This window comes from Pseudomonas sp. X4 (genome assembly GCF_040784925.1).
In the GTDB taxonomy this organism is placed as follows: Bacteria; Pseudomonadota; Gammaproteobacteria; order Pseudomonadales; family Pseudomonadaceae; genus Aquipseudomonas; species Aquipseudomonas putida_Z.
The window spans coordinates 3,378,087-3,395,855 of sequence record NZ_CP160798.1 but is presented as its reverse complement, the minus strand read 5'-3'; the positions used below and the strand labels follow the sequence as shown (position 1 = coordinate 3,395,855).

General features: G+C 61.7%; 19 protein-coding genes and 1 pseudogene. 2 read left to right on the top strand and 18 right to left on the bottom strand.

All coding sequences use genetic code 11. The features are described 5' to 3' along the window. Positions 1-15: 15 nt before the first annotated feature. From phnE to ABX298_RS15080, 4 genes are read right to left on the bottom strand one after another with little or no spacing between them, the layout of a single operon-like run. A complete protein-coding gene (gene phnE, locus ABX298_RS15095) occupies positions 16-783 on the bottom strand; it encodes a phosphonate ABC transporter, permease protein PhnE (protein WP_075043820.1) in 768 nt (255 codons plus the stop codon). Beyond that, the gene (locus ABX298_RS15090) at positions 780-1,607 is read right to left on the bottom strand and encodes an ABC transporter permease (RefSeq protein ID WP_075043819.1); all 828 of its coding nucleotides are present in this window, start codon (positions 1,605-1,607) and stop codon (positions 780-782) included. The genes phnE and ABX298_RS15090 overlap by 4 nt, the downstream gene beginning before the upstream one ends. After that, positions 1,601-2,395, bottom strand: coding sequence for a phosphonate ABC transporter ATP-binding protein (locus tag ABX298_RS15085; protein WP_075046882.1), 795 nt, complete (start codon positions 2,393-2,395; stop codon positions 1,601-1,603). Before ABX298_RS15085 ends, ABX298_RS15090 begins: the two co-directional genes overlap by 7 nt. Positions 2,396-2,415: 20 nt before the next feature. After that, positions 2,416-3,270, bottom strand: coding sequence for a putative selenate ABC transporter substrate-binding protein (locus ABX298_RS15080; protein ID WP_025337756.1), 855 nt, complete (start codon positions 3,268-3,270; stop codon positions 2,416-2,418). A gap of 126 nt (positions 3,271-3,396) precedes the next feature. On the opposite strand from ABX298_RS15080, the gene selD reads away from it, so the two are divergent. Beyond that, positions 3,397-4,431 carry a selenide, water dikinase SelD gene (selD, locus tag ABX298_RS15075; protein ID WP_075043818.1) on the top strand — a complete coding sequence of 345 codons (1,035 nt, stop codon included), beginning with the start codon at positions 3,397-3,399 and terminating at the stop codon, positions 4,429-4,431. Continuing rightward, a complete protein-coding gene (gene mnmH, locus ABX298_RS15070; protein ID WP_075043817.1) occupies positions 4,431-5,543 on the top strand; it encodes a tRNA 2-selenouridine(34) synthase MnmH in 1,113 nt (370 codons plus the stop codon). Before selD ends, mnmH begins: the two co-directional genes overlap by 1 nt. Positions 5,544-5,675: 132 nt before the next feature. Here mnmH and ABX298_RS15065 read toward each other — a convergent pair. The 14 genes and pseudogenes from ABX298_RS15065 to ABX298_RS15000 form a co-directional block, all read right to left on the bottom strand. Then, positions 5,676-5,822, bottom strand: a pseudogene (locus tag ABX298_RS15065) (lysozyme inhibitor LprI family protein); the annotation flags it as partial. 30 nt (positions 5,823-5,852) lie between these two features. Further along, positions 5,853-6,392: a hypothetical protein gene (locus ABX298_RS15060; RefSeq protein ID WP_075043816.1), complete on the bottom strand. Its 540-nt coding sequence runs from the start codon at positions 6,390-6,392 to the stop codon at positions 5,853-5,855. Positions 6,393-6,404: 12 nt separating this feature from the next. Further along, positions 6,405-6,968: a GNAT family N-acetyltransferase gene (locus tag ABX298_RS15055; RefSeq protein ID WP_008093840.1), complete on the bottom strand. Its 564-nt coding sequence runs from the start codon at positions 6,966-6,968 to the stop codon at positions 6,405-6,407. Between the two features lie 194 nt (positions 6,969-7,162). Then, positions 7,163-7,414 carry a DUF3077 domain-containing protein gene (locus ABX298_RS15050; protein WP_075043815.1) on the bottom strand — a complete coding sequence of 84 codons (252 nt, stop codon included), beginning with the start codon at positions 7,412-7,414 and terminating at the stop codon, positions 7,163-7,165. Continuing rightward, positions 7,411-7,665 (bottom strand): hypothetical protein, encoded by a 255-nt coding sequence (locus tag ABX298_RS15045; protein WP_367393307.1) that lies wholly within the window; start codon positions 7,663-7,665, stop codon positions 7,411-7,413. Before ABX298_RS15045 ends, ABX298_RS15050 begins: the two co-directional genes overlap by 4 nt. 385 nt (positions 7,666-8,050) lie before the next feature. Continuing rightward, positions 8,051-8,434 carry a YkgJ family cysteine cluster protein gene (locus ABX298_RS15040; protein ID WP_003259127.1) on the bottom strand — a complete coding sequence of 128 codons (384 nt, stop codon included), beginning with the start codon at positions 8,432-8,434 and terminating at the stop codon, positions 8,051-8,053. Positions 8,435-8,593: 159 nt separating this feature from the next. Beyond that, the gene (locus tag ABX298_RS15035; protein WP_367393306.1) at positions 8,594-9,721 is read right to left on the bottom strand and encodes a hypothetical protein; all 1,128 of its coding nucleotides are present in this window, start codon (positions 9,719-9,721) and stop codon (positions 8,594-8,596) included. A 114-nt stretch (positions 9,722-9,835) separates the two neighbouring features. Further along, entirely contained in the window at positions 9,836-11,044 is a 1,209-nt protein-coding gene (gene alaC, locus ABX298_RS15030; protein WP_025337748.1) for an alanine transaminase, read from the bottom strand. 338 nt (positions 11,045-11,382) lie between these two features. After that, positions 11,383-12,270, bottom strand: a complete 888-nt coding sequence (gene cyoE / locus ABX298_RS15025; protein ID WP_025337747.1) for a heme o synthase — start codon at positions 12,268-12,270, stop codon at positions 11,383-11,385. 11 nt (positions 12,271-12,281) lie between these two features. Further along, complete coding sequence (gene cyoD / locus ABX298_RS15020) at positions 12,282-12,614, bottom strand: cytochrome o ubiquinol oxidase subunit IV (protein WP_003259128.1); 333 nt, start codon at positions 12,612-12,614, stop codon at positions 12,282-12,284. Continuing rightward, positions 12,614-13,237 (bottom strand): cytochrome o ubiquinol oxidase subunit III, encoded by a 624-nt coding sequence (cyoC, locus tag ABX298_RS15015; RefSeq protein WP_025337745.1) that lies wholly within the window; start codon positions 13,235-13,237, stop codon positions 12,614-12,616. Before cyoC ends, cyoD begins: the two co-directional genes overlap by 1 nt. A gap of 3 nt (positions 13,238-13,240) precedes the next feature. Beyond that, entirely contained in the window at positions 13,241-15,259 is a 2,019-nt protein-coding gene (gene cyoB, locus ABX298_RS15010; protein ID WP_025337744.1) for a cytochrome o ubiquinol oxidase subunit I, read from the bottom strand. 3 nt (positions 15,260-15,262) lie between these two features. Further along, positions 15,263-16,207, bottom strand: a complete 945-nt coding sequence (cyoA, locus tag ABX298_RS15005; RefSeq protein WP_015268993.1) for a ubiquinol oxidase subunit II — start codon at positions 16,205-16,207, stop codon at positions 15,263-15,265. Positions 16,208-16,766: 559 nt separating this feature from the next. After that, positions 16,767-17,273 (bottom strand): disulfide bond formation protein B, encoded by a 507-nt coding sequence (locus tag ABX298_RS15000; protein WP_025337743.1) that lies wholly within the window; start codon positions 17,271-17,273, stop codon positions 16,767-16,769. Between the last annotated feature and the right edge of the window lie 496 nt (positions 17,274-17,769).

Below are 17,769 nucleotides of genomic sequence, written 5' to 3'. Positions count from 1 at the left end.
GGCCCCGGCTATCCATCAGGCCCGCACATAGCGCTGGCGCAACACATCACTCAACGCGTCCACCAGTAACACCAGCACCAGCATCCCCATGATCACCGTGCTGGCCTGGGCCTCCTGGAACAGGCTCAAGGTGGTGTACAGCATCTGCCCCAACCCACCCGCACCGACAAACCCCAGCACGCTGGCCATGCGGATATTGTTCTCCCACCGATACAGGCTATAAGCCAGCAACTGCGGCCACAGATTGGGCAAGGTACCGAAGCAGAATGCCGCCACCTGGCTACCGCCCTGCAAGCGGATGGCCACCGCCGGCTCCGGCGGTGCGTTCTCCAGCGCCTCGGCAAACAGCCGCCCCAGCACGCCAGCGGTGTGCAGCGCCAACGCCAGGGTACCGGCATTCGGCCCAAGCCCGGCCGCCAGCACCGTCAGCGCGGCCCACACCAGTTCCGGGATGGCCCGCAGGGCATTCAGCAACAACCGCGCACAGGCCTGCAGCGGCCAACCGAACCGGCCAGCGGCCGGCAGCGCCAACAGCATGCCCAGCAGCATGGCCAACAAGGTGCCAAGGCCGGACATGGCCAGAGTTTCCAGCGCCCCGCGCGCAACCGCGCGCAGGTGCCCGGCAGACAGGTCCGGGTGCAGGAAACGACCGGCATATTCGCCCATCTGCCCCAGCCCGCCGTTGCCGACCAGCGCCTGCAAGTCCAGCTCCAGGTATGCGAACGAGGCCATCACCGCAGCCACGATGGCGCCTAGCACCAACCAATTGATGACCCGGTTCATGCCAGCCTCCAACGCAGGAAGCGGCTGAGCAGGTCGGCCAGCATCACCAGGACCAGGAACGTCAGCAGCATGCTTGCCACTTCCGCTCCAGCGAACATGCGCATCGACAAGTCGATCTGCTGCCCCAGCCCGCCAGCACCGACAAAGCCCATCACCACCGAGGCGCGTACAGCGCACTCCCAGCGGTACACGGTGTAGGACACCACTTCGGACACCGCACTGGGCAGGATGCCGTAGAAAAACGCAGCCAGGCGGCCACTACCCGCCTGCAGCAAGGCATGCGCCGGGCGCTGGTCGACCGACTCGAAGATCTCGGCATAGACCTTGCCGAGCATGCCACTGTAGGTGATGGCAATGGCCAGTACGCCCGCCGTCGGCCCCAGCCCCACGGCACGCACGAACAGCAACGCCCAGACGATTTCCGGCACACTGCGCAGGAAAATCAGCAACCAGCGCACCGGCAGGCGCAGCAACCGCGACCATAACCCGGCGCGACCGCCACGGGAGGCTGCGCGCAGCGACAGGGCACGGCTGGCCAGCAACCCGGCAGGGACCGCCAGCAGCAACGCCAACGCCATGCCGGCCGTGGCCACGGCCAGGGTCTGCAGGGTGGCTTCATACAGCAGCGAAAGGAAGTCGGCATCGTGTGCCGGTGGCCAGAAGGCACTGGTGAAACTGGCGATCTGCTGGCGGTTCTCTGCCTGCAGCAGCACCCCCGGGTTCAGTTCGCTCAACCGGATGCCAGGCCATAGCACCGCCACCGCCAGCAGGGTCAGCAGCAACCGCGGCAGCAGCGCCGGGTCGCGGGCATCAAGCTTCAGCATCGCGGAATCTGCACGGTCAGGGTCGGCCCCTGGCTTGGCGGTGAAGCCAGTTGTTCGTTGGCGTACAGCGCATCCAGCAACTGCTCGGTCACCGCTTGCGCCGGGCAGTCGAACGCCACCTGCCCTTCGCGGATACCAATCACCCGCGGGAAGTGCGCCAGCGCCAGATCCACGGCATGCAGGCTCGCCACCAGGGTCACGGCATTGGCCTGGGCGTGGCGGTTGAGCAAGGCCAGGCTGTGGTCGGCCAGCACCGGGTCCATGGCCGACACCGGCTCGTCAGTCAGCAACACCTGCGGCCGCTGGTACAACGCCCGGGCAATACCCACCCGCTGCAACTGGCCACCGGACAATTGCCCGCACTGCACGAACAGCTTGTCGGCCAGGCCCAGCTCGGCCAAGGCTTGGCGCGCCCCCGGCACATCACTGGGGTACAGCAGGTTGAGCAGGCCGCGCAGCACACCCCACTGCCCCAGGCGGCCGGCCAGCACCGCCGTCACCACCCGCTGGCGCGGAGGCAAGGGCGGTGCCTGGTGCACCAGGCCTACCCGCGCACGCAGGCGCTGGCGAGCCCTGGCAGACAGCGCCCAGGGCTGTTCGCCGAGCAGCTCCAGGCGCCCGCTGCTGGGCTGGACGGCGGTCGCCATCAGGTGCAGCAAGCTGGACTTGCCCGCGCCCGAAGGCCCGATGATGGCGACGCGCTCGCCCTGACCGATGCTCAGGCTCACGGCATCAAGCGCACGCACCTGGCCATGGCGCAGCCCGGCCCCGTGCAGATGAATAGCCACGTTGGAAGCCACTGTCGATGTCACTTGAGCAGGCCGGCCTCGCGTGCAGCCTGTTCGGTGCCCACGTAGTTCTCAGGTTTGGTCTCGATGAAGCGGCTGGCGGCCTGCAGGTCGAGGATCGCCTTGTGCTCCGGGTTGGCCGGGTCGAGGCCGAGGAAGGCTTTCTTGATCTTCTCTTTCAGCGCCGGGTCCATGTTGCCGCGCACGGTCCAGTTGTAGTCGAAGTAGGTCGGGGTGGTGGCGAACACCTTCACCTTGGCGGTATCGACCTTGCCGGCATCCACCAGCTTCTGCCACACGCTGGCGTTGAGCACGCCGCCATCGACCTTGCCGGCCTGCACCCAGGCCACGGTGGCATCGTGGGCGCCGGAGTAGGCGACGCGGCCGAAGTAGTCTTCAGGCTTGATGTTGTCCTGCTTGAGCATGAAGTAACGCGGCATCAGGCTGCCCGAGGTAGACGAGATGGAACCGAAGGCAAACGACTTGCCCTTGAGGTCGGCCAGGCTCTTCACGTCGGGGTTGGCGGTAATGAACTTGGAAGTGAACTGCGCATCCTGTTCACGCTGCACCAGCGGCGTGGCGGCAGGGTCCTTCAGGTGCACCTGCACGAAGGTGAAGCCCCCCAGCCAGGCCAGGTCCAGGCGGTTGGAAGCCAACGATTCGACTACCGCCGGGTAATCAGCCACCGGCACGAACTTCACCTCCATGCCCAGCTGCTTGGCCAGGTACTCGCCCAAAGGCTTGAACTTGCGCTGCAGTTCGGTCGGTGCTTCGTCAGGGATGGCGCTGACCCGCAGGGTGTCGGCAGCCTGGGCGACAACGGCACAGCAAGACAGCACGAGGCCGGCGGCGAGCGCCAGAGGGCGTTTGAGCATGGGTGTTCTCCGGTTCAATAGCGGGGAAAGGCCGGCTTATGCGCCGACGACGGGAATTATAAGAGGCACAGGCGCAAAGGCCAGCTTTGCTACAATCGCGCATCAAATTGACCTCCTGAGGTGCACATGAGCGAGCCGATTCGCCTGACCCAGTACAGCCATGGTGCCGGCTGTGGCTGCAAGATATCCCCCAAGGTGCTGGATGTGATCCTCGCTGAAAGCGGCGCCCAGGCCCTGGACCCGAAACTGTGGGTGGGCAACGCCTCGCGCGACGACGCTGCCGTGTACGCGCTGGATGACGAGCGCGGCGTGGTCTCGACCACCGACTTCTTCATGCCGATCGTCGATGACCCGTACGACTTCGGCCGCATCGCCGCCACCAACGCCATCAGCGACATCTACGCCATGGGCGGCGACCCGCTGATGGCCATTGCCATCCTCGGCTGGCCGGTCAACGTGCTGCCGCCGGAGGTGGCCCGCGAAGTGATCCGAGGTGGCCGTGCGGTATGCGCCGAAGCCGGCATCCCGCTGGCCGGCGGCCACTCCATCGACGCGCCCGAGCCGATCTTCGGCCTGGCCGTTACCGGCGTGGTCAGCAAGCGCCACCTCAAGCGCAACGACACCGCCAGCGCAGGCTGCCACCTGTACCTGACCAAGCCACTGGGTATCGGCATCCTCACCACCGCCGAGAAAAAGGCCAAGCTGCGCACCCAGGACCAGGGCCTGGCTCGCGACTGGATGTGCACCCTCAATACCCCCGGCAGCCGCTTCGGCAAGCTTGACGGGGTCAAGGCCATGACCGACGTCACCGGTTTCGGCCTGCTCGGCCACCTGGTGGAACTGGCCGAAGGCAGTGGCCTTACCGCACACCTGGACTATGCCGCCGTCCCGCGCCTGCCCAGCGTCGACCACTACCTGGCCGAGGGCTGCATCCCCGGCGGTACCCTGCGCAACTTCGACAGCTACGGCCACAAGATCGGCGCCCTGAGCGACGACCAGAAGCACCTGCTGTGCGACCCGCAGACCAGCGGTGGCCTGCTGGTGGCGGTTACCCCTGAAGGTGAAGCCGAGTTCCTGGTGGTGGCCGCCGAACTGGGCCTGCAGCTGGCGCCGATCGGCAAGCTGGTCGAGCGACAGAGCCACGCGGTCGAGGTGATCTGATGCGCCCCGACTGCACCGACTTCCGCCAGTTGTTCCTCGACGACGTGCCGATGATGGACATGCGTGCACCTGTCGAATTTGCCAAGGGCGCCTTCCCCGGTGCCGTAAACCTGCCGCTGATGAATGACCAGGAGCGGCAAAAGGTCGGCACCTGCTACAAGCAGAAGGGCCAAGCTGAAGCCATCGTTCTGGGCCACAAGCTGGTCAGCGGTGAGATCAAGCAGGCACGTCTGGAGGCCTGGGCAAAGTTTGCCGAGGATCACCCGGAAGGCTACCTGTACTGCTTCCGTGGCGGCCTGCGCTCGCATCTTGTGCAAAAAGTGCTGCGCGATGAGAAGGGCATCGACTACCCCCTCGTCGAGGGCGGCTACAAGGCCATGCGCCACTTCCTGCTGGAGACTACCCAACAGGCGGTCGCGCAATGTGATTTCGTGCTCGTGGGCGGCCTGACCGGCACCGGCAAGACCGACGTGCTGCACCTGCTGGACAACGAGCTGGACCTTGAGGGCTACGCCAACCATCGAGGTTCCAGCTTTGGCAAGCGCGCCACTGCACAGCCAGCGCAGATCGACTTCGAGAACAGGCTGGCCATAGACGTGTTGAAAAAACGCGCCCGGGGTATCGAGCAGTTCGTGCTGGAAGACGAAGGCCGAATCGTGGGCAGCTGCACCGTACCGCTGGAGTTGTACCAGGGCATGCAGCAATACCCGCTGGTGTGGCTGGAAGACAGTTTGGCCAACCGCGTGGAGCGTATCCTGCGCGACTACGTGATCGACCTGAGCGCCGAGTTCGTCAGCCTGCATGGTGAAGAAGATGGCCTTCGACTGTTTGCCGAGACGCTTCTGCAGAGCATGGGCAGGATTCACAAGCGCCTCGGCGGCGAGCGCCATCAACGGCTGTCGGAAATCCTGCGCCAGGCGCTGGAAGAACAGCAGCGCAGTGGTTCGGTGGAGTTGCACCGGGTCTTCATCGAAAGCTTGCTGAGCGAGTATTACGACCCGATGTATGCCTACCAGCGTGCAGCGAAAGCAGAGCGTATCGAGTTTGCCGGGGATGCGGTGGAAGTGCGCGAGTACCTCAAGGCCCGGGCGCTGCGCGAACCGCGCAAGTAGGAGCGCGGAGGATGGCACCGGCGTTGCCGGTGTTCGCGGGTAAACCCGCTCCCACAGGTACAGCGTGATCCCAAAGCCTGCGAAATACCTGTGGGAGCGGGTTTACCCGCGAAGAGGCCAGTACAGACAACCTCACTGCCCAGGGCTGAGCACGCGCTCCAGCTCCGCCGCCCGGTCGCGGGTCATGTCTATCACACAGGACCCACCTTCCAGCTGCGCCATGGTCCCGCCACTGGCCTGCACATGGAACCCGCAATTGCCATCGCGGTAGGCAAGCCAAATACTTGGTCATAAACCCTGCTGTGGGTATCACAGCGTCTGTGGCTGTTCCGGCGGCATCAGTACCTTGCCCGGTTCGAAGCGCAGCGACGGCATCTGCGTTGCCGCATACAACGCCACGCCAAGCGCTGCGATCAACACCACATCCAGCCAGCTCCAGCCCGGCATGTCGTCGGCGCTACGTGCCCTCCAGCAATGCCAGGCCTGGCCCACACAAAACACCACCATCGCCGCCAGCCACAGGTAGAAACCGGCACCGAAACCGGCCAGGTCATGAAATTCATAGCTCTGATTGTCCGGCAGGCGGTCAATTCCAAAGCTGCTGGCCGCCAGATACACAGCCACCAGCCCGACCAGCAATGCCAGCCGGCGAAAGCGCCGATGGGCAAGGACCGCCAGCGCCAGCAACGGGTTGGCAAACCACTGGTACAGACCGAAGGGCATGCCCCAGGGCCCGTACAACAGCATCTGCAGGGCCGGCATGTGGCGGTCGCCACTCATCAGCGCGCCATCGAAGAACAGTGCGAGCAGATACAGCAGCAGGCTGAAACTCAGGTAGAAAACGGGCAAAAGATTTACTTCCTAGGCAACCGGGGGCTCTAGCAGAAGGCCATAAATACCCGAATCGGACAACTCGCCGGCAACACACCAACGCGCACGCAATGTGCCTTCCAGCACGAAGCCCTGGCGCTCCAGAGTGCGTGCCGAACCTTGGTTGCGCGGGTCGATCTCGCCTTCCAGGCGGCGCATGTGCAGGGTGTGGGCGAGGTAGTCGATGAAGCAGGTCAGTGCTTCGTCCATGTAGCCCCTGCCCTGCACTGCGCTGGCGAGGCAGTAGCCGATTTCACCACGGCGGGATACATCGTCGATGTTGAACAACTGGACCATGCCGATCAGTTCGCCGTTGTCACGGCGGTACATGCCAAGCTTGAGCTGGTCGCCATTGGCATAGGCTTCGCGGTCGGCGGCCAGGGCGCTTTCGGCTTCGGCCAGGTTTTGCCAAGGTGCATGGTGCCAATAGCGCATGACCTCGGGGTCGGCCATGATCGCCAGCCATTGCGCGGCATCGGCATGGCGCATGGGGCGCAATTGCAGACGCGGGCTGTCGAGGCAGAGGTCACTGGGGAAACTGCGGGGTGGGGTCACGCCGGATCTCCTGTCCATTGCTGAGGAGATGACAGTTTAACGTCAAGCGATCGGTTCAAGCATCCCGGGGCTGCTGCGCAGCCCTTTCGCGACACAAGGCCGCTCCCACGGGTAATCACTGCGCATGAGGCTTGTGGAGACCCTGTGGGAGCTGGCTTGCCGGCGATGGGCCGCAAAGCGGCCCCAAAAATCGTTCAGGCGCCCCGATTCAATCCCAGTTCCATGTCATTGATCAGCGCCTTGGCCATGGCACTGAGAATCCGTGCCGCGCTGCCGGCGATCTTGTCGCCCTCCATCTCGGCCTCTTCGTTCAGGTGCTTGATACAGCCGATCAGCACCGACAATTCATCGAATGCCAGATCAAGCGGTACACCCGGCTCTACCCGGTACAGCTCAAGGAATTTCTCCGCACCTACGGTGGTGCGGGATTTGAGGTGGTCGCTCATGCCTGGGCCTCCTGCGCCTTTATGTGGGCTAACAAGGCGTGCAACAGGGCAGTTTGCGTCGACATGTTTTCGAGAAGGGTGGAACGCAGGTCCGGGGCTTCTGCGTCGAGGTATTGGAGGATGGTGTTGGAGAGAATGTCCATGACCTGGGTAGCCTGGGACTTCGCGGCTTGGTAAGTAAGGTCGGTAACGGGTGGATCAGGTACAAGTTTTTTCATAGACATCTCGGAAATATTTTCAGAGGCAACCACTCGCATCCTTCTCACAGATAAGGTGGCAGCCGTACGCGAGGTGAGAAGACCAGTGTCCGAGGCACCGGCCAGACCGAAGTCTGCACGCGCACGGCTGCCATAACTGGCAAGCCATCTCGAAACACCGGGCTTCTCACACCCGATCGCCAATTGTGACGACGCCGAAACGTTATCTCTGAGGTAGCTACTTGCCTATCAGACGGCATCCGACTGAGGCCGTAGGATAATTCCTAATCCCTGGCAACCTGAAGCATTTGGTTGCAGGCTCAGAATCTTCTTACAGCTGATGGCCCTTTCGCGGGTAAACCCGCTCCTACAGGGTACGGTGATACCTGTGGGAGCGGGTTCACCCGCGAAAGGGCCGGTACAGGCTAACGAAATACGATCAGGCCACCTCAGCCCCATCATCCGGCCAATGCGGCTCGTTGGCCCCGGGCGGGGTCAGCGGTGGCAGACCATACGCCGCCCGCGCATCGTCGCAGCTGGGGTTATGCACCCCACCCTCCCACGACGCCTCGAACTCGCGGCAGGGGCTGGAACGGTTGGCGTAGATGGTGCACGCCACCTCCTGGCCGATCTCGCCCTGCAGGCTGATGCAGCGGCAGGGTTTGGCATCGGTGCCGATCATGGCAACACGGGTGGGGTTGATCTGTACCACCAGGTCGTCCGGTACAAGGCCCCCGGCAGACTGGCATTCGCCCCAGAAAAAGGACACACGGAAGTACCCGCAGCAGGCGCCGCAGTCAAGGCAAGGGTTGTATTCGGACATGATGGCACGAAGGGAAGGTTGTTGTTATCGGGGCTGGCCCGCGGCGCCATTTTCAATCCAAGCCGGGGCGGCTGGATAGAGGGGGAATGCAAAAATATTTGCCGCTGATCCGGCAATTGAGCATGGACGACCAGCGCCTTCGCCGGCCGCCCGTTCAAGTTAGCGCAATGCCTCGTAGGAAGTGACATCCCAGCGCTGCAGGCCAAGGCCTTCGGTCGGCTCATAGCCATCACCACACACCTTGCTGAAGTGCGTCCGAGCTTCGCCGCAATACACCAGACGGTCGTCCTTTTGACCCTCGGTAAGTACGGTATACGACTTGCTGCGCATGGCCTTGTACTGCCCTTCCGCACCAGCCATGACCGTGTGATATTGCATCAATTGGTTGTTGCTCATGGACAGGCGCTTGTCCAGTTGCACACCCCAGCGGGTCAGGCAGACCTCGGCAAAATGGCGAACGATCAACCCCGGCTCCGCCAGTACCTTGCCGTCACCCGCACCGTCGACGGAGGCGTTGCCCACCAGCGTGGCATGCCGGCCTGGCATGGGGTAGATGCACATCCGCGTATCCGGTTCGACCGAGGGGATCACACAGGCGAAACCTTTGGATCGTTCGTCCCGCGAATAGAAACCCACGTACTCGCGGACATTGCCCGCCAGGGTTACCCGCTGGCTTTGCAGGTTACCGATGCCTGGCACCGGGTCGATGACGAAGATATTGACGGGTATGTCCCGTAATACAGGGTCCTGCGCCATGGCGTTGGCCAGCATGTGGCAACTGATGCCTCCCCTGCTCCAGCCCACCAGGTTCACCTGGGTCGGCAAGCGCGGCTTGCGGAACAAGCTGATGATGCGCTCCTGCAACTCTTGCGGTGTTGGATGGCGCTCGCCGTAGTCGTAGGTGCGCCAGAACCAGGAGGCTGTGGAGGAAACATCCGGAATGGGTACGCCAGCATCCTTGAGGCGCTCGTACTCCTCCTCGCTCAACTTGGTGCGCTGCCAGCTGCTTTCACCCTTGATCACCTGCAGCACATGGTTGACGTTCTCTTCCCACCCGCGGCCGAACAACTGACCGGTCCAGTTGAAGTAGCCGCCAGGCTCGACGAACAGATTGTCATCCTGGAGGTTGCCGCTGCCGGGGCCGTCAACGGCGATCCAGTGGGCAAATTCGCGGCCCTGGTCATTGCTGGCCAGGGTCGAGACCAGCTCGCCATTCCAGAAGTTGGGGTTGGCGTCGTCGAAGCGGTGGGAACCGGTACCGCAGAAGTAGGCAGTGAAGACACTCATTTGTGGATCTCTGTGGTGAGAAATGAGTGCGGAAAAATAGGTAGATCAATCGGTGGGATGCAGGTGGAAAACTCGCCCTTGAGTCAGTCGGGGCTGCTTTGCAGCCCCAACAGCTTATTTGCGGGCCACCCCATCAGCCCGGAACATCTGCCGGATCCCGCGAATCGCCTGGCGAATACGGTCCTGGTTCTCGATCAGGGCAAAGCGCACATGGTCATCACCATAATCACCAAAGCCGATCCCCGGCGACACGCATACCTTGGCCTCGGCCAGCAGCTTCTTGGAAAACTCCAGCGAGCCCAGGTGCGCGTACTCCGGCGGGATCTTCGCCCACACGTACATCGAGGCCTTGGGGTTCTCGACCATCCAGCCCAGCTCGTGCAGCCCTTTCACCAGCAGGTTGCGGCGCTGGCGGTATTGCTCGGCGATGTCGCGCACGCACTGCTGGTCGCCTTCCAGTGCTGCAATGGCAGCCACCTGCAGCGGGGTGAAGGTGCCGTAGTCGTGGTAGCTCTTGATCCGCGCCAGGGCACTGACCAACTCGGGGTTGCCGACCATGAAACCGATCCGCCAGCCGGCCATGTTGTAGCTCTTGGACAGGGTGAAGAACTCCACCGCGATGTCCTTTGCCCCCGGCACCTGCATGATCGACGGGGCTTTCCAGCCGTCGTAGACGATGTCGGCGTAGGCCAGGTCATGCACCACCAGCACGTTGTACTGCTTGGCCAAAGCCACCACGCGTTCGAAGAAGTCCAGCTCCACACACTGGGCGGTGGGGTTGGACGGGAAACCGAGGATCATCATCTTCGGCTTGGGGATCGACTCGCGGATGGCCCGCTCGAGTTCGTTGAAGAAGTCCACACCCGGTACCAGTGGCACCGAACGCACCTGGGCACCGGCAATCACCGCTCCGTAGATATGGATCGGGTAGCTGGGGTTGGGCACCAGCACCGTGTCGCCCTGGTCGAGGGTGGCCAGCATCAGGTGTGCCAGGCCTTCCTTCGAGCCGATGGTGACGATGGCTTCGCTTTCCGGGTCGATGTCGACCTCGTAGCGTTCCTTGTACCAGTTGGAGATGGCCCGACGCAGGCGCGGGATGCCACGGGAGGTGGAGTAGCCGTGGGTGTCTTCACGCTGGGCGACCTGCACCAGCTTCTCGACGATGTGCGGCGGGGTGGCGCCATCGGGGTTGCCCATGCTCAGGTCGATGATGTCCTCGCCACGGCGGCGGGCGGCCATCTTGAGCTCGGCAGTGATGTTGAAGACGTAAGGGGGGAGACGATCGATGCGCGCAAAGCGGCGCGGCGAACCTGGGTTGGCCATGGCTTCCTCTGAGTACGTAAGCGCCCGGAACCGTCCGAGCGACGCTGGCCGATGTGGCGGCCTGAATCAGAAGATAGTGCCGATAGAGGATGCTTGTAAAGGACAATTTCCTGTTTTCATAGATCTTTTCAGATGTATTTTTTGAAAATAAGAAATTTATATCCTGCTGTGCCGGCCTCTTCGCGGGCTTGCCCGCTCCCACAGGATTACTCACCTGCCCCGAGACCTGCGCCGTACCTGTGGGAGCGGGCGAGCCCGCGAACGAGGCCGGCACAGAAAAACGCCCATAAAAAAACCCCGGCACAGTGGCCGGGGTTTTCGTGAAACAGGCAGCAGTATCAGCGTGCGTATGTCATCAGCACGTCCGCAGCGGTCTGGCTGTCCACACCCATCATCACGCTCAGGGCAGTGACGGTGAGGATGGAGAAGCCGAACACCTTGCGGGCCCACTTGCTGTCGTCCTCGGCCTTGTAGCCACCCCAGGCCATGTACAGCCAGTACAGGCCCATGGCTGCTGCCACGGCCAGGTAGCCGAGGCCGGCGTAACCGCCGAGGGTAAGCATCAAGGTCGCGAGCACGAAGGCCAGCACGTACAGCACGATCTGCTTCTTCGCCGCGAGGATGCCACGTGCCACCGGCAGGACCGGAATGTTGGCAGCGCTGTAATCCTTGAAGCGGAAGATCGCGATGGCGAAACTGTGCGGCATCTGCCACAGGCTGAACATCACCAGCAGGGTAACCGCAGCCAGGTCGAAGCTGTTGCTCACGGCGCAATAGCCGATCACCGGAGGCATCGCACCAGACAGGCTGCCGACCAGGGTGCCGTGCACCGATTTACGCTTCAGCCACAGGCTGTAGAAACCGACGTAGACGATGAAGCCGATCAGCGCACAGAACGCCGACAGCGGGTTGGCCTGGACATACAGCAGGCTGAAACCCGCCACCCCGAGCAGGGTGGCGTAGATCAGCGCGAGGGGCAGCGACATGCCGCCCTGGACCATGACGCGGTTCTTGGTGCGCTCCATCTTGTGGTCGATGTCACGGTCGATGCAGTTGTTGAACACGCATCCGGACGCAACCACCAGCGAAGTACCGATCACCACCGCCAGGAACAGGGCGAAATCCACATGGCCCTTCGAGGCAAGGAAGAAACCGCCTGCCACGGAAAGCACGTTACCGAAAATGATCCCCGGTTTGGTGATTTGGATAAAGTGCTTAACGGACATGCAGTCTTACCTCACTTGGCCAACATTTCGAAGTGGATGCTGAACATGATCCACAGCGACAGGCCGACAAGCAGAGCGATCACCAGGGTGGTGAACAGGAACGTCGAAACGTTGTTGCGTTGCTCTTTCGAGCGGTCCATGTGCAGGAAGTACACGAGGTGCACTACTACCTGGATCACGGCCATGGCAACAATGATCAGAACGGTCAGGTTCTTCGGCAGGCTTGGCGACATGGCCAGGCCGAACGGGATCGCAGTCAGGATGATCGACAGAATGAAGCCGATCATGTACGACTTGACGCTGCCGTGGTTACCTTCGTGATGAGTGTCGTGTGCGTTAGCCATTACAGAACTCCCAGCAGGTAGACGACGGTGAATACGCAGATCCAGACCACGTCCAGGAAGTGCCAGAACAGGCTCAGGCAGCTCATGCGGGTCTTGGCGGTCGGCGTGATGCCGTGCTTGTTGATCTGGTACATCATGATTGCCATCCAGATCAGGCCAGCGGTCACGTGCAGACCGTGGGTACCTACCAGGGCGAAGAAGCCCGACAGGAAGCCACTGCGCTGCGGGCCGAAGCCCTCGGCGATCAGGTGATGGAATTCGTAGATTTCCATCGCGATGAAGCCTGCACCGAACAGGAAGGTCACAGCCAACCAGCCCAGTACGCCAGCTTTCTTGCCATCGAACATCTTCAGCATGGCGAAGCCGAAGGTGATCGAGGACAGCAGCAGGAACAGCGTTTCAACAGCTACGAAATCGAGCTGGAAGATGTCATGACCCGACGGGCCGCCGGCAAAACTGCCGGACAGCACCGCGTAGGTGGCGAAGAGCGACGCAAACAGGATGCAGTCGGTCATCAGGTACAGCCAGAAACCGAGTACGGTCATCTGGCCCGAGTCGTGGTGGTGGTCGTCATGCCCATGGTCGTGACCATGAGCAGCACCGTGCATTACTTGACTGGACATTGATTACACCCGCTCAAACGATTCGACACGTGCGCCGGCAGGCAGAGCACCTGCTTTGGCCAGCGCTTTCATGCGCTCGCCTTCGATGCGCGCCACTTCTTCGGCCGGAACCATGTAGCCCTGGTCGTCACGCGCAGCGTGGCGAACGAAGACAGCGATGGTTGCAACCAGGCTCGCGCCAACCAGCCACCAGATGTGCCAGATGAAGGCGAAGCCGAAGACGGTCAGGAACAGGCCCATGAACAAACCGGTGGCGGTGTTGCTCGGCATGTGGATCGCTTCGTACTTGGCCGCAGGCTTGTAGGCGACACCGGCTTCCTTGGCTTCGTGCCAGGCGTCCAGGCCAACCTTCTCAGGCATGTGGGCGAAGTTGTAGAACGGAGGTGGCGACGAAGTCGACCATTCCAGGGTACGGCCGCCCCATGGGTCGCCGGTCACGTCCAGGTTCTGGTTGCGGTCGCGAACCGATACGTACAGCTGGATCAGCTGGCAGGCGATACCGAACAGGATCAGCACGGCGCCGACAACGGCTACGTACAGGTAGGGTTCCCACAGTGGGTTGTCGGAGTGGTTCAGACGACGGGTCATGCCCATGAAGCCCAGGGCGTACAGCGGCATGAACGCTACGTAGAAGCCCGAGATCCAGAACCAGAAGGCAGCCTTGCCCCACTTCTCGTTCAGGGTGAAACCGAAGGCTTTCGGGAACCAGTAGGCGAAGCCGGCGATGTAGCCGAATACCGCACCACCGATGATCACGTTGTGGAAGTGAGCAATTACGAACAGGCTGTTGTGCAGCACGAAGTCAGCACCTGGAACAGCCAGCAGAACGCCAGTCATGCCACCGATGGAGAAGGTGATCATGAAGCCCAGGGTCCACATGATCGGCGCGGTGAAGCGCAGACGGCCCTGGTAGATGGTGAACAGCCAGTTGAACAGTTTCACACCGGTCGGAATGGAGATCAGCATCGTCGCCAGGCCGAAGAAGGTGTTGACGCTGGCGCCGGCACCCATGGTGAAGAAGTGGTGCAGCCATACGGCGAAGCCCAGCACGGCGATGGCGCCCGATGCGTAGATCATCGAGTGGTGGCCGAACAGACGCTTGCCGGAGAAGGTCGAGGTAACTTCCGAGAACACACCGAAGGCCGGCAGGATCAGGATGTAGACCTCAGGGTGACCCCACGCCCAGAACAGGTTGACGTACATCATCGGGTTCCCACCAAGCTCGTTGGTGAAGATGTGGAAGTCCAGATAACGGTCAACAGTCAGCAGAGCGAGTGCAGCGGTCAGGATCGGGAAGGAAGCCACGATCAGCACGTTGGCCCAGGTGCAGGTCCAGGTGAAGATCGGCATGTCCATCAGCTTCATGCCAGGTGCGCGCATCTTCATCACGGTGACGAGGAAGTTCACGCCGGTAAGCGTCGTACCCAAGCCTGAGAGCTGTAGCGCCCAGATGTAGTAGTCGACACCCACCCCAGGGCTGTACTGAATGCCCGCGAGCGGCGGATAGGCAACCCAGCCGGTCTTGGCGAATTCACCAACGCCCAGCGAGATGTTGACCAGCAGCACGCCTGCCAGCAGCAGGTAGAAGCTCAGGGAGTTCAGGAACGGGAAGGCAACGTCACGTGCACCGATCTGCAGAGGAACCGCCAGGTTCATCAGGCCGGTGAAGAACGGCATCGCCATGAAGATGATCATGATCACACCGTGAGCGGTGAAGATCTGGTCATAGTGTTCAGGCGGCAGGTAGCCTTCGGAGCCACCGGTAGCGGCAGCCAGCTGGGTACGCATCATGATGGCGTCGGCAAAGCCGCGCAGCAGCATGACCATCGCGACGATGATGTACATCACCCCGATTTTCTTGTGGTCGACAGTCGTCAACCACTCGCTCCACAAGTAGGTCCACTTGCGGAAGTAGGTGATAGCACCGACGACAGCGATACCACCGAGCGCGATCATGGCAAGCGTCACCATGACTATCGGCTCGTGATAGGGTATCGCCTCCAGGCTTAGTTTACCGAACATCTCTTACTCCTCTGCACCGGCAGCTGGTTGCATACTCGATTCCACACCCTTGGTAGTGGCCAGATCTTTGCTGCCTGCTTCTTCGTGGCTCGGACGACCGCGGTTCATGCCTTCGTACTTGTCGACGATCAGCTGGAACTGGTCTGGCGAAGCCTCGCTATACAGCGCGACTGGGTTGTTTTCGCTTGGTTTGGCCAAGGCGTCGTATTCGGCCTTGTCCAGCTTCTTCGGCGACTGCTTGACCTCGGCGACCCACTTGTCGAAGTCTTCCTGAGAGGTGGCAGTAGCCTTGAATTTCATGCCGGTGAAGCCAGCACCGCTGTAGTTGGCGCTGATACCGTCGAACTCGCCGTTTTCGTTGGCGATCAGGTGCAGCTTGGTGGTCATGCCGGCCATGGCGTAGATCTGGCCGCCCAGGCCCGGGATGAAGAACGAGTTCATCACGGCGTCGGAAGTGACGCGGAAGTTGACCGGAGTGTTAGCCGGGAAGACGATCTTGTTGACCGTGGCAATGCCCTGCTCCGGGTAGATGAACAGCCACTTCCAGTCCAGCGCGACCACGTCGATCTGCACCGGCTTCACATCGGAATCCAGCGGACGGTACGGGTCCAGCTTGTGGGTGGAGTGGTAGGTGAAGTAGCCCAGGGCGATGATGATCAGGATCGGGATGATCCACACCGCGGCTTCGATCTTGGTCGAGTGCGACCAGTCAGGGGTGTAGGTGGCAGCCTTGTTGGAAGCACGGTACTTCCAGGCGAAAACCACGGTCATGATAATGACAGGAATCACCACCAGCAGCATCAGGCCGGTAGCGATCAGGATCAGGTTCTTTTGCTCAATGCCGACCTGACCTTTCGGGTCGAGCAGGGTCCAGTTGCACCCACTGAGTAAAAGCATGCCTAAAAAGGGCAATATGCCAAACAGTCTGGGGTAACGCTTTTTACTCATCTCACGACCTCTAGATCAGCTTGCTTCAATGCAATTTGTGTTTTGGTAGCCAACACTTCGTCCTGCCAAGTGCGGCATTTCGCGCCCGTACTCGCTCCTGCCCGGGGTCCGACTGCAGGACCTTGGCGTCAAGCGGGTTAGCGGTGCTTATGGTTTCGTAGGCAACAGGCCTGTACTTCAGACCAAGTCCATTTGGTGCGGGAAAACGCGGAGGGGGGTCCGCCCGGTATCGCCGTTGGGCGAAACTTGACGAAGTCAGCAAAAAGGAGCGCTGGGGCTTCCTTCAATCCTGCGACTTGCAAGCAGTGCCGAACGGAAATTGGGGGCGATTGTAGATAGGTCGCCAACCCTTGACTATGACTTATTGAGCAACAGTCCTTTACAGAATCTGTAACAATGCTGCTCAAAAATTCAACTTCGCGACAGTTTGTCGCACCCCGCTTGATAGGCCCCAAAGCCGCATTCTGCAAGGCCTCTGGGTTGATCTGGATCAAGCGGTGAGCGAATTTTCCCTCTTCTCATGCGGCGTAAAAGACCCCATGCCATTCGGGACTTTTGTCTAAGCCTGGCGTCGGTTGCGGTAGATCCCGAGCGGAACCAGGACGGCCGTCAGGACAAACGCCACCAGCGCCCATTGCGCCAGCGACAGACCGAGGATCGGCGGGTACGGCGTGCTGCAGAAGCCGTCGACCTGGAACACCAGCGGCCAGAGCTTGGCCAGCGGCAGGTCGTCCACGATCGGCTGCAGGGTGTCGATGCCGCAACTGACCATGGGGTTGGCGAGTATATACACATGGTTGCCGGCCGCAACGATTCCGCCAATGGCGCTGAGTACCACCAGTGCCTCGAAGAAGGTCAGGCTGCGACGCCCGGGCATCGCCGCGGCGATGAAGGCGAACACGGCGATGAACAACAGTGCATAACGTTGCAGGATGCACAGCGGGCATGGTGCCTCGCCCAGGACTATCTGCATGTAGAGGGCGCCACCGATCAGCGAAAGGCAGATCAGGCCCAACAGTACCAGAAAGCGCCGTTCCCGATTCAGGCGCGATGTTTGTTCGTTCATTGCCGGTTCCTTCGATGGATAGTGGCAGCGTGATCCGCCTGCCTGGCGCAAGTCTACACGCTGGGCAGGGCCTTTGAGCGTGCCGAGGAAGCGGCGTGATAGCGCTGCGCAGGGCTATCCGGTGTGGCTGAGACCGGCCGCAACGACGTCGGTTCAACGCCGGGCGGCAAAAAAGCGGCTGCCCGGGTGCCGCGCAGGGGCAAGCCCCTCGACACCCGGGAGTGAAGGATACCGTGATTAAAGGAGGATTAAAGATGAAAGCTGCACAGCCGCTTTCATCTCTCCTTATATATAGGCAGGAAGGTGAGGTGCGGCCCAGCCGCTGGCAAGCCAGCCCCCAGGCGGCGAATGCGATCGACCGTTTCGTTCTCGATTACCCACGGGCGGGAGCAGTGCTGCAAGGGAGCTGGCTTGCCAGCGGCTGGGATGAATACGCTGCAAGCCTGTACCGGCCTCTTCGCGGGTAAACCCGCTCCCACAGGGATCGCGCAGGCTT

What these genes read in the sequence shown, in the direction of transcription:
- ABX298_RS15050 (WP_075043815.1), bottom strand. Translation starts at nt 7,414, where the DNA reads ATGAGCGACCACCTCAAATCCCGCACCACCGTAGGTGCGGAGAAATTC.
- ABX298_RS15080 (WP_025337756.1), bottom strand. Translation starts at nt 3,270, where the DNA reads ATGCTCAAACGCCCTCTGGCGCTCGCCGCCGGCCTCGTGCTGTCTTGC.
- cyoD (WP_003259128.1), bottom strand. Translation starts at nt 12,614, where the DNA reads ATGGCTAACGCACACGACACTCATCACGAAGGTAACCACGGCAGCGTC.
- ABX298_RS15090 (WP_075043819.1), bottom strand. Translation starts at nt 1,607, where the DNA reads ATGCTGAAGCTTGATGCCCGCGACCCGGCGCTGCTGCCGCGGTTGCTG.
- cyoC (WP_025337745.1), bottom strand. Translation starts at nt 13,237, where the DNA reads ATGTCCAGTCAAGTAATGCACGGTGCTGCTCATGGTCACGACCATGGG.
- cyoB (WP_025337744.1), bottom strand. Translation starts at nt 15,259, where the DNA reads ATGTTCGGTAAACTAAGCCTGGAGGCGATACCCTATCACGAGCCGATA.
- ABX298_RS15040 (WP_003259127.1), bottom strand. Translation starts at nt 8,434, where the DNA reads ATGTCCGAATACAACCCTTGCCTTGACTGCGGCGCCTGCTGCGGGTAC.
- selD (WP_075043818.1), top strand. Translation starts at nt 3,397, where the DNA reads ATGAGCGAGCCGATTCGCCTGACCCAGTACAGCCATGGTGCCGGCTGT.
- alaC (WP_025337748.1), bottom strand. Translation starts at nt 11,044, where the DNA reads ATGGCCAACCCAGGTTCGCCGCGCCGCTTTGCGCGCATCGATCGTCTC.
- ABX298_RS15035 (WP_367393306.1), bottom strand. Translation starts at nt 9,721, where the DNA reads ATGAGTGTCTTCACTGCCTACTTCTGCGGTACCGGTTCCCACCGCTTC.
- phnE (WP_075043820.1), bottom strand. Translation starts at nt 783, where the DNA reads ATGAACCGGGTCATCAATTGGTTGGTGCTAGGCGCCATCGTGGCTGCG.
- ABX298_RS15000 (WP_025337743.1), bottom strand. Translation starts at nt 17,273, where the DNA reads ATGAACGAACAAACATCGCGCCTGAATCGGGAACGGCGCTTTCTGGTA.
- cyoE (WP_025337747.1), bottom strand. Translation starts at nt 12,270, where the DNA reads ATGTCCGTTAAGCACTTTATCCAAATCACCAAACCGGGGATCATTTTC.
- mnmH (WP_075043817.1), top strand. Translation starts at nt 4,431, where the DNA reads ATGCGCCCCGACTGCACCGACTTCCGCCAGTTGTTCCTCGACGACGTG.
- cyoA (WP_015268993.1), bottom strand. Translation starts at nt 16,207, where the DNA reads ATGAGTAAAAAGCGTTACCCCAGACTGTTTGGCATATTGCCCTTTTTA.